This window comes from Parasphingomonas frigoris (genome assembly GCF_036663815.1).
In the GTDB taxonomy this organism is placed as follows: Bacteria; Pseudomonadota; Alphaproteobacteria; order Sphingomonadales; family Sphingomonadaceae; genus Sphingomonas.
This window is the reverse complement of the sequence record NZ_JAXOJQ010000001.1, coordinates 624,827-639,314: the sequence shown is the minus strand read 5'-3', so window position 1 is coordinate 639,314 and position 14,488 is coordinate 624,827. Positions and strand designations below refer to the sequence as shown.

Here is a 14,488-nt window from a genome sequence, read left to right as displayed (position 1 = left end):
CCCGATGACAGACGTACACCCAGTGGTCAGCCCGCTCCTCGGGCGCCTGACGCTCGACGCGCTGCCGCTGCATGAACTGCCCGTGCTGCTCGCCTTTGGCGGCGTCACGGTCGGCGGAATCGCGCTGCTCGCGATCATCACCTACTTCAAGGCGTGGGGTTGGTTGTGGCGCGACTGGTTCACCTCGGTGGACCACAAGAAGATCGGCATCATGTATGTCATCCTCGCGCTGATCATGTTCCTGCGCGGCTTCTCCGACGCGCTCATGATGCGCGCGCAGCAGGCGATGGCATTCGGCGACAATGCCGGATATCTGCCGCCCGACCATTACAACCAGATCTTCACCGCGCACGGCGTGATCATGATCTTCTTCGTCGCGATGCCGCTGGTCGTCGGGCTGATGAACTTCGTCGTGCCGCTGCAGATCGGCGCGCGCGACGTGTCCTTCCCCTATCTCAACAATTTCAGCTTCTGGCTGACCGCGTCGGGCGCGATCATCACGATGATCTCGCTGTTCGTCGGCAACTATGCGCGCACCGGCTGGCTCGCCATGCCGCCGCTGTCGGGGATCGAGGCGAGCCCCGACGTCGGGGTCGACTATTACATCTGGGGCTTGCAGATCGCGGGTCTCGGGACCTTGCTCTCGGGCGTCAACCTGCTCGCCACCATCGTCAAGATGCGCGCGCCGGGCATGACGCTGTTCAAGATGCCGATCTTCGTGTGGACCGCGCTGTGCACCAACACGCTGATCGTCGCCGCCTTCCCGGTGCTCACCGCCGTGCTCGCGATCCTGTCGCTCGACCGCCTGATGGGGATGCAGTTCTTCACCAACGGCCTCGGCGGCAACCCGATGATGTACGTCAACCTCATCTGGATCTGGGGCCACCCGGAGGTCTACATCCTTATCCTGCCGGCGTTCGGCATCTTCTCTGAGGTCGTCGCGACCTTCTCGCAGAAGCGCCTCTTCGGCTACACTTCGATGGTCTATGCGACGATCGTCATCACGATCCTCGCCTATCTCGTCTGGCTCCACCACTTCTTCACGATGGGTTCGGGTGCGAGCGTCAACTCGTTCTTCGCGATCACCACGATGATCATCTCGATCCCGACCGGGGCCAAGATCTTCAACTGGCTGTTCACGATGTACCACGGCCGTATCCGCTACGAGCTGCCGATGATGTGGACGGTCGCCTTCATGCTGACCTTCACGATCGGCGGGATGACCGGCGTGCTGCTCGCGGTGCCGCCAGCCGACTTCGTGCTGCACAACTCGCTGTTCCTGGTCGCACATTTCCACAACGTCATCATCGGCGGTACGCTGTTCGGCATGTTCGCGGGCATCAACTTCTGGTGGCCCAAGGCGTTCGGCTTCAAGCTCGACCGCGTGTGGGGCAAGCGCTCGTTCTGGCTGTGGGTCGTCGGTTTCTGGACCGCCTTCGCACCGCTCTACGTGCTCGGCCTGATGGGCGTGACGCGGCGCCTGAGCCACTTCGACGACACCGCCTACCAGCCCTTCTTCATCGTCGCGGCACTGGGCGCGGGAATGATCGCGCTGGGCATCGCCTGCATGTTCATGCAGTTCTACGTCAGCATCCGCGACCGCAACACCGATCGCCTGCGCGACGTGACCGGCGATCCGTGGCATGGCCGCACGCTCGAATGGTCGACCTCGTCGCCGCCGCCAGACTACAACTTCGCCTTCACCCCGATCGTGCATGACAACGATGCCTTCTGGGACATGAAGTCGCGCGGCTTCGAGCGTCCGACGACCGGCTTCAAGGCGATCCATATGCCGAAGAACGCCGCGGCCGGCGTCATCATCGGCCTGATCAGCGTCGGCTTCGGCTTCGCGATGATCTGGTACATCTGGTGGCTGGCGATCGCCTCGCTGCTGGCGATGGTCGGCGTGTCGATCTGGCATTCGTTCAACTACAAGCGTGATTTCCACATCCCCGTAGAGGACGTGATCCGCACCGAGGACGAGCGCACGCGCGTCCTCGCAGCGCAGAAGGTGGTGGCATGAGCGCCGAACTGACCTACGAGCCGACCGCCGACGGCGAGAAGCCGGTGTTCTTCGAGCTTGACGAGCACGATCATCCCGAGGGCGGCAGCACGATGCTGGGCTTCTGGATGTATCTGATGAGCGATTGCCTCATCTTCGCGGTGCTGTTCGCCTGCTACGGCGTACTCGGGCACGGCTATGGCGGTGGCAAGGGGCCCAAGGAGCTGTTCGAGCTTCCGCTGGTCGCCTTCAACACCGCGATGCTGCTCTTCTCGTCGCTCACCTACGGCTTTGCCATGCTGACGATGGAAAAGGGCAGTGTTCGCCAGGTGCAGTTCTGGCTGGTCGTCACCGGCCTGTTCGGCCTGACCTTCCTCGGCGTCGAGATGTACGAGTTCAGCAATCTGATTGCGGAGGGCAATGGCCCGTCGCGCAGCGCCTTCCTCTCGGCCTTCTTCACGCTCGTCGGTACGCACGGCTTCCACGTCACCTGCGGCCTGATCTGGCTGACCACGCTGATCATCCAGATCGGCACGCATGGCCTCGGCCAGGCCAACCGCCGTCGCCTGCAGTGCCTCAGCATGTTCTGGCATTTCCTCGACGTCATCTGGATCGGCGTCTTCACCATCGTCTATCTCATGGGAGTGCTCGGATGAGCGCCGATACGCACACGCACGCGCATGATGCGCATCACGACGCCCATGGTGCCGACGCCCCGCACGGCTCGATGCGCGACTACATCATCGGCTTCGTGCTCTCGGTGATCCTGACGGCGATCCCGTTCGCGCTGGTGATGACGGGTGTGCTCGATCACACCTGGACCGCGGTCCTGGTGCTCGGCGCGGCGGTGATCCAGGTGTTCGTCCACATGATCTACTTCCTGCACATGAACACCAGCAACGAAGGCGGCTGGTCGTTCCTGGCGCTGCTGTTCACGCTGATCGTCATCGTCATCACGCTGTCGGGATCGATCTGGGTGATGTATCACATGAACGCCAACATGATGCCGATGACGCAGGACATGCAGACCGAGACCATGAGCCAGCAATGACACGATCCCCCGCGATGATGGCCGCGCTGCTGGTCGTCGCGGGGGTCTTGTGCGCCGCGCTGATCGGGCTCGGCGTCTGGCAGGTTGAGCGGCGCAGCTGGAAGCACGCCTTGATCGCCCGCGTCGAGGCGCGGGTCCATGCTGCGCCCGTCGCGGCGCCGGGTCCCGAGCGCTGGCCCCAAGTGACCGCCGAGAACGATGGCTATCGCCACGTCGTCGTCTCGGGTAGCTTCCGCGACGATGCCCAAGTGTTCGTCCAGGCGGTGACCGCGCGCGGCCCCGGTTTCTGGGTGGTGACCCCGCTCGCGAGCGATCGCGGCTTCACCGTGTTGATCAATCGCGGCTTCGTGACCCGGCGCAGCGCCCCGCCGGGCGGCAGCGCACGCGTGTCGGGACTGCTCCGCCCGTCCGAGCCCGGCGGCGGCTTCCTGCGCAGCAACGATCCGGGCAAGGACCGCTGGTATTCGCGCGACGTCGCCGCGATCGCCCGCGCGCGCCGAATCGGGCCTGTAGCGCCCTATTTCATCGATGCCGATGCCGGCCCGGCAGGCCGCGAACCGGTCGGCGGGCTGACGGTTGTGCGCTTCCCGGACAACCATCTCGTCTATGCGCTGACCTGGTTCGCGCTCGCCGCGATGGTGGCCGGCGCGGCCGTCATGCTGCTGGGCCAGCACCGGCGCGTCCGATGACACCGAACGCGATCCTGCCGCTCGACACGACCGGGCGCGACAATCTTCGGCAACTGATCAACCTGCGCTGGCTCGCGGTCGGCGGACAGTTCGCGACGATTCTCGTCGCGCATTTCGGCATGGGGATCGACCTCCCCTTCGTCCCAATGCTGTGCGTGATCGGCGGGCTCGTGCTGCTCAACGTCGTCAGCCTGTCGCAACTGCCGCGCCGCGTGACGATCTCGAACGGCGAGCTGTTTGCCAGCCTGCTGCTCGACGTCGGTGCGCTGACTGCCTTGCTCTACCAGAGCGGCGGCGCGACCAACCCCTTCATCGCGCTCTATCTCGTCCAGATCGTGCTCGGCGCGATCCTGCTCGAAGCGTGGTCGAGCTGGGCGCTGGTCGCGGTGACGAGTGCGGCGTTCGCGATGCTCGCCGAGCTCCACATGCCGCTCGTGCTGCCGGTGCGCTACGCCTCGGGCTGGCGCGACCTGTATGTGCTCGGCACTTTGATTTGTTTCGTGCTGATAGCGGTGTTGATCGTCGGCTTCGTCACGCGGATCAACCGCAACCTCAGCACGCGCGACGCCCGCTTGGCGACAATGCGCCAGCAGGCCGCCGAGGAGGATCATATCGTCCGCATGGGGCTGCTCGCGACCGGCGCGGCGCACGAGCTCGGCACCCCGCTCGCCTCGCTCTCGGTGATCGTCAACGACTGGGGGCATTCGCCGGCTTTGCTCGCGCAGCCGGGGCTCGCCGAGGAGATCGAGGACATGCAGGTCGCGTTGACGCGCTGCAAGACGATCGTCACCGGCATCCTGATGGCGGCAGGCGAGGCGCGCGGCGAGCATCCGACGATCACCAGCGTCCACCGCTTCTGCGACGAAGTCGTCGCCGAGTGGCGCGCGCAGAATTCGGAGGAGGCGATCGTCTTCCGCAACCGCTTCGGCAGCGATCTCGCGATCGTCGCCGATACCGCGGTCAAGCAGATGATCTGGAACCTGCTCGACAATGCCAAGGAAGCGTCGGGGCAGCCGATCACGCTCGAGGTCGCGCGCGACGGCCCGTCGCTGCTGTTCGCGGTGAGCGATACCGGGCCGGGCTTCACCCCCGAAATGCTCGCCAACCTCGGCAAGCCCTATCACTCGACGCGCGCGCGGCTCGGCAGTGGGCTCGGCCTGTTCCTCGTCGTCAACGCGATGCGCAAGCTCGGCGGCACGGTCGAGGCGCGCAACCGGCAGAGCGGCGGCGCGGTGGTGACGCTGACGCTGCCCCTCTCCGCGCTGGAATGGACCACCGAATGAGCGACACGCATCTGCTGATCGTCGAGGATGACGCTCCCTTCGCCAAGACGCTGCGGCGCTCGTTCGAGCGGCGCGGCTACAGCGTCGAGATCGCCCCCGATCAAGGGTCGGTCGTCACCGCGCTGGCCGAGCGCACCCCCGATTTCGCGGTGGTCGATCTCAAGCTCGGCGCGACCTCGGGGCTCGCCTGCGTCCAGATGATCCACGCCCATGCCGCGACGACGCGCATCGTCGTGCTGACCGGCTATGCCAGCATCGCCACCGCGGTCGAGGCGATCAAGCTCGGCGCGACCAACTATCTCGCCAAGCCGTCGAACACCGACGACATCGAGGCCGCCTTCGGCCGGACCGGCGGCGCACCGGCCGGCAATGTCGACACGCCGCTGAGCAACCGCCCGACCTCGATCAAGACGCTCGAATGGGAGCATATCCACCAGACGCTGGCGGCGAACAATTTCAACATCTCCGAAACCGCCCGGCAATTGGGGATGCATCGCCGCACGCTCGCGCGCAAACTCGAAAAGCAGCCGGTCAAATAAGCGTCGCTCCGAAGCGATCGCAGTACAGCCGGTCCACATAGTCGGCGGTCGGATGCTCGCGCAGCTCGGCGATCAGCGCGCGGACGGGCGCCGGCATCGCGTCGACCGGCGGCATCCTGGCACCATAACCCGGCGGTTGCAGCAACGGCGCGATCGCCGCAGCGACCGCGATGTCGCCGAGCGTGATCCGGTCGCCGCACAGATAGCGCCGCCCGTCGGCGAGCCGCCGGTCGGTCGCATCGAAATGCGCGCGGATCGAATTCGCCGCCTGCTCGGCGCGCGCCGCGGTCAGATCGAGCGCCAAGCGAAACACCAGACGGAGCAACGGATAGACGGTGGGGGTCAGCCGCGCCTCGCTCGACGGGACCGGGGCGGCGAAGATCGGCGTCATCAGCGCGCGTTCGGGAAGCAAGTGATAATAGCTGAACACAGCGGTGTCGGTGCCCATGCCCGCGTTGAAGCTCGCCCAGTCCGCCGCCACTGTCGCGGAAAGCGGCGCGGTCCGTGGGATCAGTCGGGCCGCTTCGCCCAGCGCGGCGTCGAGGCGCTCCGCCAGCGGATACGGCCCGGTGATGGTAAACGCCGGACCGTAGACCAGCGGCACCAGCCCGTTGCCGCCATGCCGCAGCGTCAACAGCGAGACCCAGCCGAACAGATGGTCGGCCTCGTCGAACGCGATGCCGTGATAGTGCAGCAGCAGCCGCATCGTCTCGCTGTCGACCATCGGCGCGAAGGTCAGCAAGGTAGCGCGCTGCCGCTTCATTGGTCGAACACCACATGCAGATGGATTGGAAAAGGCGTGCCGCCGGTGTCGATCCGCCCCGCCGCGCCCGGCGCGCGCCGCAGGCCTGGCCGGGCGAGCAGCGGCTTGAGAATCCCCGGGATCGTCGCGCGGTTGATGTGCGCGCCGAAACAGCTGTGCAGGCCATAGCCCCACAGCAGATAGGTCTCCCACGGCCGGTCGATGCGGAAGCGGCCGGGGGTCGGCACGTCGAGCGGGTCGAACATCGCCGACAGGTTGGACGCCAGCACCATCGTCCCGGCCTTGATCCGCCGCCCGCGCAACCGGCCCGCGGCGATCCGCGTATCGTGCAGCGCGCGGCGATAGACGACCGGGTTGAGCGGGCGGAAGCGCAGCGCCTCGAATACATAGGCGGCCAGTGCGGTATCGTCGTCGCTGCGTGCCGCCGCCATCGCGCCGGCCAGCGCCTCGGGCCGGTCGAGCAGTTCGTCGAGGGCCAGCGTCGCGGTGGCCGAGAGCGTCGGCAACTCGCCGATCAGCAGTCCGATCAGATTGTTGCGGACGTCCATGTCGTGCATCCCCGGCAGGCCGGCGGCATCCATCACTAGGCACCGGCCCAGCACATCGTCCAGCACATCATCCTGCGCCGGCGCTGCCTTCCGCGCGGCGATATGGCCGTCCATCCAGGTCCGAAACGCCGCTGCCGCCGCTTCCGCCGTGGCATCGAACGCCGCGTCGCCCTTGAGATCGAGGAACAGGTAGCGGAACAGCGTGGTCGTCCACTCCGCCATATCAGCCTCGGACGGGCCCGGCGTGCCGAAATAGCGGTCGAGCAAATGTGCGGCGACCGGGGTGGCGAGCTGTTGCGGAACATCGATCGCGCCCGGCGCGGCGCCGACGATCGCGCTGGCGCACGCCGCCACCGCCGGTGCGACGATCGAGGGCACGTCGCTGCGGCGCACCACCAGCCGCATGTTCGAGACATCGCGCGTGTAGCGCGGCGTATCCTGCATCCCGAGGAAGAAGTTCTCGCCGCCGGTGATGATCTCCATCCGCGGGCCATAGACCACGCCGAAATCGGCATCGCGTGACAGGATATTGAGCACATCTGCTCGCCGTGTCGCGAGCGCGGTGCCGTCATTTTCGTAGCAGGTGATCAGCTTGAACGGCAGCACGGCATTGGGCTGGAGCAGCCGCGCGACGGCGAACAGCCGCCGCTGCCCGGAGGGCGAACCGAGCACCGCACCGAGCCGGCTCGCGATCGTCCCCTCCCCGCCGAACAGCGCGCCGATCGCGCCCCCGAGCAGCAGCACGAGCGCACCGAGCCCCTGCCCGATCAGCAAGAGCCGCCGCCACAGCGCGACCGGCAGATTGAACACCCATCCCATGCGAATTTCCTTCAGGTCGGGTCGACGATGCCCATGCCGATCAGCCGCAACGCGGTCATGCTGGGGATGAAGAAGTAATCGCCACCGCGCGGCTCGACGAGCTGCGGGAGCGGCTGGCAGACGAACGGGCGCGCGCCCTTGGCTTTCGCGTCGGCGATGATCACCAGCTTGGGATCGTGCTCCGGCGGATGGTTGCCGATGATCGGGCAGGTGTCGCTGCCGGCGTTGAAGTCGAGCCCATATTGCATCCACTGCTGCTGGACGAATTCGAACTGCCGCGTGAGATCGGCGCAGATCGCGAGGAAGATGATGCCGTGGTCGCCATGATCGGCGGGCGCGGCGCGATCGTAGCGGCCATAGGGCAGCCCGCGCCGCAGGATTCGGCGGCGGTTGACCAGCGCCGATCCGTCGCCTGGATCCGACGATCCGAAATGCGGGTCGAGCATGTCGCGCGGGTTGGCGCGACGCAGATGCGAGGTCGCGGGGCAAATGCTGCCCGCAGGATCGGGCCGATAGGTGAAATCGGTGAACTTCAGCGCGAGCTGGGCAAGGCGCGGCTTGTCGTCGGCTTGGTGCGCCGCGGTCAGCTCGGCATTGAACGCGCGCCACGCGGCATAGGTCGGGGCGGCCATCAGCGGCACGCCGTCGCGCCAGCGCCCGACGAGCTTGGCCTTCACCGTGTCCTCGGCCTCGTCCTGCGGCACGCCGAACTGCGCGGCGTAGCCCCGCCCCTGCTCGGCGATCATCGCGTCGAACGCCGCGACATCCTCGTGCAGCTTGCGATACGCCATGAAGGTGCCGTTGCGGCTGAACTCGATCGGCATCGCCGCATCTGGGATTTCCTGCGCTTCGTCGGGGTAACCGAGCAGGAACTCGCCGGTCGCGATCGGCGCCCAGCTGCGGTCGGGCAACAGCTTGCCCCCGCCGATCACGCGCAGCCGCTCGGCCTCGGGCGACAATTGCCCTTCGAACACCGGGTCGCCAAAGCCGTCGGACAGGCCGAAATGCTCCTTGTTGCTCGGCTTCGGCCCGTCGGGATCGTCGTGCATCACCGCCGACATGTCCTGCCACAGCGCCTCGTCGGGCCCGGTCCCGGGAAGCAGCACGACCCCGCCGTGCGAGTCGGCACAGAGCTGCTGGAGCATCGCCGTCTCGCGCTCGAGATCGTCGGTCGGCGTGCCGTCGGGCTTCATTTCGGCATTCATCGAGACGAGCAGATGGACCCGCGTCGCCCCCTGCGACTGGCGCCACACCGCGTCGCGCCGCTCGAGAAACGGATCGTCTCCGAGGATCGAGGCGCGCGTCGCCATCCCGTCGATGAACGCATCGGGCATCGCGCGCAGCGTCCGCGTCGGCACCTCGAGCGCCGCCAGCCCGTAGAAGGTGAACGCGATGTTGATCGCGACGGTCGGCTTCATCAGCTGCACTTCGCCGGGATAATCGGGCACGCCCTCGGCGCGGACGATATCCTTCACCCGCGGGTTGCGCGTGCGCTGCAGCGGCTCGCCGCGCGCCGGATTCTTCCAGCGCGCGGCGGTGCAGATCTTCGGGCGCAACGCCTCGACGAAAGCGCGGCCGCGCGCGGCGTCGCGGATCGTCAGGAAGAAATACCGCGCCTTGGGAAAACCCTGCCGGCCATATGCGCGCAGGATGCCGCCCTGGATGTCGGCGAGGTCGAGCGTGGTGGTCATGCCCCATCCTCCGCGAAAGGACTGCGGATCACGCCCGGCGGCTGCGTCGGTGCGACCAGGTCGGCCGGGCGGTGTCGCACCAGAAACTCGCGGAACGCCGCGCCGCGTGCCTCGCGCGTGTCCGCCTGGTGCGCCGTGACGAAACGGGTGAAGGCCTGCTGGAGATAGAGCCCCTTGAGCACGTGCGGCAGCGTCGCATCGGGATTGCCCGGAAAAGGCTGCCGCCCCTTCCACATCACGAAGGCGTAGGAGAGCAGCACCCCGACGATCAGCAGCGCCAGCGCGACCAGCACGCTGCCCCACAGGCTCGACCAGCCGAACGCGAAATGCGCGATCAAGGGCAGCACCAGCCCCGCCACTGGCGGCACCGCCAGCGCGATGATCGACAGCGATTTGAGCGGCGGCGGGCCCGTCCAATAATCGTTGAACGGCATCACCGTCTCGATCTGGCAGGGCAGCAGGAAATCGGCGAAGCTCTTGGCGTCGTGTACCGCGCCGAAGCCGTAGCAATAGCGGAACACCGCGCTCAGCTCGACCGACATCAGGCCCCACAGCTCCTCGACATAAGCGCGTGGTTCGCCCGCACCGTCGGGCACGACCGGATCGAAATCGATCATCACGACGATGTACGGGCAGCTCAGCGAATCCTGCGGCTGCGGCGCGAGTAAGTCGGTGTTGGCGAGCGATTCGAGGATCGCATTCTCGGGGTCGCGCCCGTTGTAATGCGGGCGATCGAGCACGAGAAAGCGCGCGAAATGCGTGCGCAGGCTGCGCGCGAACGGGCTCTGGATCCCGATCGCCTCGGTCGCGTGCGATTGCAGCGCGGTCGGCAGCGTCTCGAGCGTCTCGCGCACGAGGTGGATCGGCGAGCTTTTCATCGTGTGCGCCGATCCCGCGACGGGCTCGTGCGCGACGATCCCCTCATTGCAGACCGGCACCAAGGCGGTGAAGAAATAGTGCCCAGCATCGAGATTAGGCATCGGGCGTCTCCCCCGCAGTGGCGGGCGTCGGGGCCGGCGCGTCGAGCGATGGCGCCTCGCCGATCCGCGACGCGCTCGCGACGACCGCGCCGACCGCCGCGCGAACCGCCTGCTTCTCGTCCTCGTCGCCCGCGGCGCCGCGCACGACCGCAGGCGCAACCGCGGCGAGCAGGCGCGTGGCGGGCGGTGCACCGGTGCCGTGCGGCCCCCACCGCTCGCGCACCGCGATCGCGCGGTGGCGGTCGGCAACGCTGGTGTCGCAACTCGCGACCGGGGCATAGCCCGGCGCGCCGAGCCCCCCCTGCACCGTCAGCAACAGCGCATCGTAGGCCGCGCCGAGCTCATCATCCTCGAGACTGCCCGCATCGATCGCGCGCAACCCGGCGACCAGCACCAGCGCCGCCTTGATGTCACGCTGCGCGCTGCCGGGCGTGGCGTTGTAATAATAGCCCGTGTCGATCTGGTTGACCCGGATGTAGTTCTTGAACGGCGTGATCGGGATCGAATGCGGATATTTGGTGCTGGCATACCACAGCAGGTCGAGCCCGCTCGGCAGGCCGTCGGCGAAGGCGTCGATATACTGGTCCCACGTGCCGTTGAAATTGCTGCCGAACAGCATGTAGTCGTTGACCAATGTCTGCTTGGGCTGCCCACGTTGCGGCCATTGGTCGCGCTTGATGATCACCCAGCGGGCGAAGTGGATCAGCCCGAGGCCGAGCAGGCCCTGCAGCGTCGCGGGAAAGGCGCGCGACACCATGAAGGCGGATCGGTTGATCCATGTCAGCGCCGGTCGCATCGGCGTGATGACATTCATTGCATAGGCCTTGCCGGCAACGTTGCTCATCGCTTCCCCCCAACGGATTTCCCGTTCGGCGATACGCAACAGACCTACGGACAGTTAAGCAGTACGACGCTGTATTTACGAGTCTTTTTTTGGTCTTCGACAAAATGGACGGAAGATCGGCGGCCGTCGCCCGGCCACCGATCCCCCGCCCGGTCACATCTTGTAGGTCAGCTTGATGTAGCCGAACTGCCCCGGCACATCGTAGGTCGTCGGGTCGTAATTGGGGCCAGTGCAGCTCGTGCACGGCGGCGGATCCTGGTTGAACACGTTGTTGACGCCGACGGTCAGGCCGACACGGTTGCCGAAGATCGGCGGCGTCACCGAAAGCTGGATGTCACCGTAGAAGCGGCTGGCGAGCGGCGTGCCGCTGCCCTCGACCACGCCGTCGATGTAGCGCCCGGTGAACGAGGCCGCAAAGTCGCGATTCTGCCAGTCGAGCACGCCGGTCCCCTTGAAGCGCGGGTAGGATTGATCGGGGAAGCCGCGCGTCGTGCCGAGATAGCTGGTCGTCGTCGTCCCGACCGCCGCCGGGAAGGTCTCGGTATATTTCAGCAGGATGTTGCCGCTGAGCGACAGGCCGAACGACCCGATCTTGCTCTGGGGCGTGCGATAGATGGCGGTGACGTCGATCCCGCGGGTGCGGATGCCGCCGATATTCTGCAGCTGTGCGTTGATCCGCGAGATCAGGCCGCTCGGCGTGCGCGTGATCGAGGCGCAGCTCAGCGGATCCGCCGACAGTGCGCAGCGGCTGAGCGTCAGTTGCGCGTCGACCGCGGCGATCGCATTCTCGACCTTGATGTCATAATAATTGACCTCGAGGCTGAGCGCGCTGGCAAAGCCGCTCTGGCGCGCCCAGGCCGGCGAATAGACGCCGCCGAACAGCCATGTGCGCGATGTTTCCGGCCGCAGCGCCTTGTTGCCGCCGGTCAGCACGCCGAGCTGGCCGCCGGTCGGTTCCTGATAGCTGCCGTTCGTCGGCACGCCGTTGGCGGCGCAGTTCGCGCGTACCGTCGCCGACGACTGATAGGGCGAGCCCGCGACGTTGGTGCACGGATCGTTGATCGCCGCATCGGAGCGCGATTCGGCCCCGAACAGCTCGCCGATGCTCGGCGCGCGGAAGCCTTGCGCGTAGGAGCCGCGCAGCAGCAGGTCGGTGACCAGCTTCCACAGGCCGCTCGCCGTGAAGGTCGTGTTGCCGCCGCTGGTCGAATAATCGGAATGGCGGACAGCGCCGTCGAATTCGAGCGACTGAATGAACGGCGTGTCGTGGATCAGGGGCACGCGCACCTCGGCATAGACTTCGTCCGAATTGTAGCTGCCATGCGCCGGCTGGGCGGGAATGTCGGCGCCGAGCCCGGCGGCGATGATCGGATCGGGGGTGAAATCGCCGACCTGGTAGCGATGCTCGTAGCCGACCGCGACTCCGACCGGTCCGGCCGGCAGGTCGAACAGGCTGCCGCTCAGGTTCGCGGTATAGTCGTTGACGCTCTGCGAGCTGCGGTCGAGTTCGGTGAAACCGACATAAGCGAGCATCGCGGGCGTGACCGACCCCGCCCCGCCGAAGATGTTGAACGGCACGCACGCCCCGGTGCAGTTCGCCACCGGGCCGAGCGCTCGCGTGAGGTTGGCGGCGTTGATGTTGCCGGTGAAGGTCTGCCGGGCGTCGTTGAAGCCAAACACGGCGTTGACGTCCCAGTAGAACTTGCGGCTGCCGATCAGGAACGACCCGTCGAGCGTGCCGGTCAGCGACAGCGTATTGACGTGCTGGGTATAGGTGCGCTGCCCGGCCTCGACCAAGCGACGGCGGACGGTCGAGTAGTTGGCCGGTGGGTTGCCCGCGCCGCCCGCCGACAGCGTGACGCCGAACGGATTGAACGGGTTGGTCGCGTCGATCGAGATCGTGTCGAGCAGGTTGCCGTTGCCTGCGTCGGGCCCGACGAACAGCGGCAGGAACGCCGCCTGGTTCTGCGAATTGCGGCGCATATAGTTCATCTTGACGCGCAGGTTGACGGTCGAGCTGAGCTCCTGCTTGGCACTGAGGAACAGGCCGTAGCGCTCCGACGGCGTCAGGAAATAGTTGAACGGCGCGAAGTTGAAGCGATCAGCCGTGGTCAGCAGGCGATAGTCGCTGTTCGGCCCGGTCGGGTCGGCCAGCGAGAAGCGCGGGCGGCCCGTGACGACGGACTTCACCGTCAGGTTGGGCAGGCCCAGCACCGAATAAAAGCCGTTGAGCGTCGCGCTGCTGCACCCGCCGATCGGATCGGTGCAGCTCGTCTGGCCGGGATTGGGGAAGCGCGACAGCGCGCGGTCGCCGGTGCGCACCGCTTCCTGCTTCACATAGCTGCCGCCGAACACGATGCTCGACGTCGGCCCCTGGATGCCGTAGCTGGCATTATAATCCTGCGTATGGCCGTCGCCCTGGCGGAAGGTGCCGAACTGGGCGGAGGCCTGCAGCCCCTTTTGCTTGACCTTGGTGATGACGTTGACGACGCCCGCCAGCGCGTCCGAACCGTAGAGCGGCGACTGGCCCGACTGGAGCACTTCGATCCGGTCGATCGAGCTCAGCGCGATCGTGTTGAGATCGACCGTCGAGGGAATGCCGCTCGCCGAAGCGCCGTTGACGAAGCGCAGGCCGTCGACCAGCACCAGCGTGCGCTTGGCGGTCAGATAGCGCAGATCGATTTCCGCCGACCCGGCCCCGACGCCGCCACCGTCGGGCGGATTGCCGATATTGCCGCTATTGTTGACCTTGCTGTTGAGCCCCCCGCTCGCGCTCGGCAACCGCTGCAGCACGTCGGCGAGCGACGACAGGCCGGTGCGCGCGAGCGAGGCCTGGTCGACGGTGACGACCGGCGTATCCTGGTCGAGCGGATCGCGGCGAATGCGCGACCCCGTCACGATGATGTCGCCCGCCGCTTCCGGCGCGGCCGTGCTCGCCTGGGCGGCTGGCTCGGGCGCCAAGGACTGCGCCCGCGCCGCCGTAAGATCGCACACCAAAAGCGCTGCCGTCGCGACACCGTACCGCAAATATGTCTTCATGATTGAGCCCACCCCTGTTCCCGTATCGCAAGGCTGATCGAGCTCGATCGGGATGGCAATGGCCGACATGGTCCCAAATCGACGTTTTGTTGCGAATGCGAAAGACTGTTGCACTTTCGTCACAAAGGCGGGCCGGGTCAGCAGTCGCGGCTATCGCCTGCAGGGTCTGTCGCCGGGGCGCTCCTATGCAATCCGCCTCTTTTGCGCGCTTCGCCCGTCGGCGATCGGGTAAGCGCGGTT

At 66.6% G+C, this 14,488-nt stretch carries 12 protein-coding genes; 6 read left to right on the top strand and 6 right to left on the bottom strand.

Going from position 1 to position 14,488, the window contains the following annotated elements; all coding sequences use genetic code 11:
* Positions 1 to 4 precede the first annotated feature (4 nt).
* The 6 genes from cyoB to U1872_RS02925 are packed head-to-tail and all read left to right on the top strand — an operon-like array spanning position 5 to position 5,564.
* Complete coding sequence (gene cyoB / locus U1872_RS02950; protein ID WP_332791367.1) at positions 5 to 2,023, top strand: cytochrome o ubiquinol oxidase subunit I; 2,019 nt, start codon at positions 5 to 7, stop codon at positions 2,021 to 2,023.
* Positions 2,020 to 2,658: a cytochrome o ubiquinol oxidase subunit III gene (gene cyoC, locus U1872_RS02945; RefSeq protein ID WP_332791366.1), complete on the top strand. Its 639-nt coding sequence runs from the start codon at positions 2,020 to 2,022 to the stop codon at positions 2,656 to 2,658. The genes cyoB and cyoC overlap by 4 nt, the downstream gene beginning before the upstream one ends.
* A complete protein-coding gene (gene cyoD, locus U1872_RS02940) occupies positions 2,655 to 3,053 on the top strand; it encodes a cytochrome o ubiquinol oxidase subunit IV (RefSeq protein WP_332791365.1) in 399 nt (132 codons plus the stop codon). Before cyoC ends, cyoD begins: the two co-directional genes overlap by 4 nt.
* Positions 3,050 to 3,742, top strand: a complete 693-nt coding sequence (locus tag U1872_RS02935) for an SURF1 family protein (RefSeq protein WP_332791364.1) — start codon at positions 3,050 to 3,052, stop codon at positions 3,740 to 3,742. Before cyoD ends, U1872_RS02935 begins: the two co-directional genes overlap by 4 nt.
* Entirely contained in the window at positions 3,739 to 5,025 is a 1,287-nt protein-coding gene (locus U1872_RS02930) for an ATP-binding protein (protein ID WP_332791363.1), read from the top strand. The genes U1872_RS02935 and U1872_RS02930 overlap by 4 nt, the downstream gene beginning before the upstream one ends.
* Entirely contained in the window at positions 5,022 to 5,564 is a 543-nt protein-coding gene (locus U1872_RS02925) for a response regulator transcription factor (protein WP_332791362.1), read from the top strand. The genes U1872_RS02930 and U1872_RS02925 overlap by 4 nt, the downstream gene beginning before the upstream one ends.
* On the opposite strand, the gene U1872_RS02920 is transcribed toward U1872_RS02925, so the two are convergent.
* From U1872_RS02920 to U1872_RS02895, 6 genes are all read right to left on the bottom strand, one after another.
* Entirely contained in the window at positions 5,557 to 6,327 is a 771-nt protein-coding gene (locus U1872_RS02920; RefSeq protein WP_332791361.1) for a glutathione S-transferase C-terminal domain-containing protein, read from the bottom strand. The two genes, U1872_RS02925 and U1872_RS02920, sit on opposite strands and share 8 nt — an antisense overlap.
* Positions 6,324 to 7,694, bottom strand: coding sequence for a cytochrome P450 (locus U1872_RS02915; RefSeq protein WP_332791360.1), 1,371 nt, complete (start codon positions 7,692 to 7,694; stop codon positions 6,324 to 6,326). Before U1872_RS02915 ends, U1872_RS02920 begins: the two co-directional genes overlap by 4 nt.
* Positions 7,695 to 7,705: 11 nt before the next feature.
* The gene (locus U1872_RS02910) at positions 7,706 to 9,385 is read right to left on the bottom strand and encodes a Dyp-type peroxidase (RefSeq protein WP_332791359.1); all 1,680 of its coding nucleotides are present in this window, start codon (positions 9,383 to 9,385) and stop codon (positions 7,706 to 7,708) included.
* Positions 9,382 to 10,365: a hypothetical protein gene (locus tag U1872_RS02905; RefSeq protein ID WP_332791358.1), complete on the bottom strand. Its 984-nt coding sequence runs from the start codon at positions 10,363 to 10,365 to the stop codon at positions 9,382 to 9,384. Before U1872_RS02905 ends, U1872_RS02910 begins: the two co-directional genes overlap by 4 nt.
* Positions 10,358 to 11,209 carry a hypothetical protein gene (locus tag U1872_RS02900; RefSeq protein ID WP_332791357.1) on the bottom strand — a complete coding sequence of 284 codons (852 nt, stop codon included), beginning with the start codon at positions 11,207 to 11,209 and terminating at the stop codon, positions 10,358 to 10,360. Before U1872_RS02900 ends, U1872_RS02905 begins: the two co-directional genes overlap by 8 nt.
* Before the next feature lie 153 nt (positions 11,210 to 11,362).
* On the bottom strand, positions 11,363 to 14,248 hold the full coding sequence (locus U1872_RS02895) for a TonB-dependent receptor domain-containing protein (protein WP_332791356.1): 2,886 nt from the start codon (positions 14,246 to 14,248) through the stop codon (positions 11,363 to 11,365).
* Between the last annotated feature and the right edge of the window lie 240 nt (positions 14,249 to 14,488).

Excerpts from the sequence above, each read along its gene's own strand:
- cyoC (WP_332791366.1), top strand. The coding sequence starts at position 2,020 with ATGAGCGCCGAACTGACCTACGAGCCGACCGCCGACGGCGAGAAGCCG.
- cyoD (WP_332791365.1), top strand. The coding sequence starts at position 2,655 with ATGAGCGCCGATACGCACACGCACGCGCATGATGCGCATCACGACGCC.
- U1872_RS02895 (WP_332791356.1), bottom strand. The coding sequence starts at position 14,248 with ATGAAGACATATTTGCGGTACGGTGTCGCGACGGCAGCGCTTTTGGTG.
- U1872_RS02920 (WP_332791361.1), bottom strand. The coding sequence starts at position 6,327 with ATGAAGCGGCAGCGCGCTACCTTGCTGACCTTCGCGCCGATGGTCGAC.
- U1872_RS02935 (WP_332791364.1), top strand. The coding sequence starts at position 3,050 with ATGACACGATCCCCCGCGATGATGGCCGCGCTGCTGGTCGTCGCGGGG.
- U1872_RS02930 (WP_332791363.1), top strand. The coding sequence starts at position 3,739 with ATGACACCGAACGCGATCCTGCCGCTCGACACGACCGGGCGCGACAAT.
- U1872_RS02925 (WP_332791362.1), top strand. The coding sequence starts at position 5,022 with ATGAGCGACACGCATCTGCTGATCGTCGAGGATGACGCTCCCTTCGCC.
- cyoB (WP_332791367.1), top strand. The coding sequence starts at position 5 with ATGACAGACGTACACCCAGTGGTCAGCCCGCTCCTCGGGCGCCTGACG.
- U1872_RS02910 (WP_332791359.1), bottom strand. The coding sequence starts at position 9,385 with ATGACCACCACGCTCGACCTCGCCGACATCCAGGGCGGCATCCTGCGC.
- U1872_RS02900 (WP_332791357.1), bottom strand. The coding sequence starts at position 11,209 with ATGAGCAACGTTGCCGGCAAGGCCTATGCAATGAATGTCATCACGCCG.
- U1872_RS02905 (WP_332791358.1), bottom strand. The coding sequence starts at position 10,365 with ATGCCTAATCTCGATGCTGGGCACTATTTCTTCACCGCCTTGGTGCCG.
- U1872_RS02915 (WP_332791360.1), bottom strand. The coding sequence starts at position 7,694 with ATGGGATGGGTGTTCAATCTGCCGGTCGCGCTGTGGCGGCGGCTCTTG.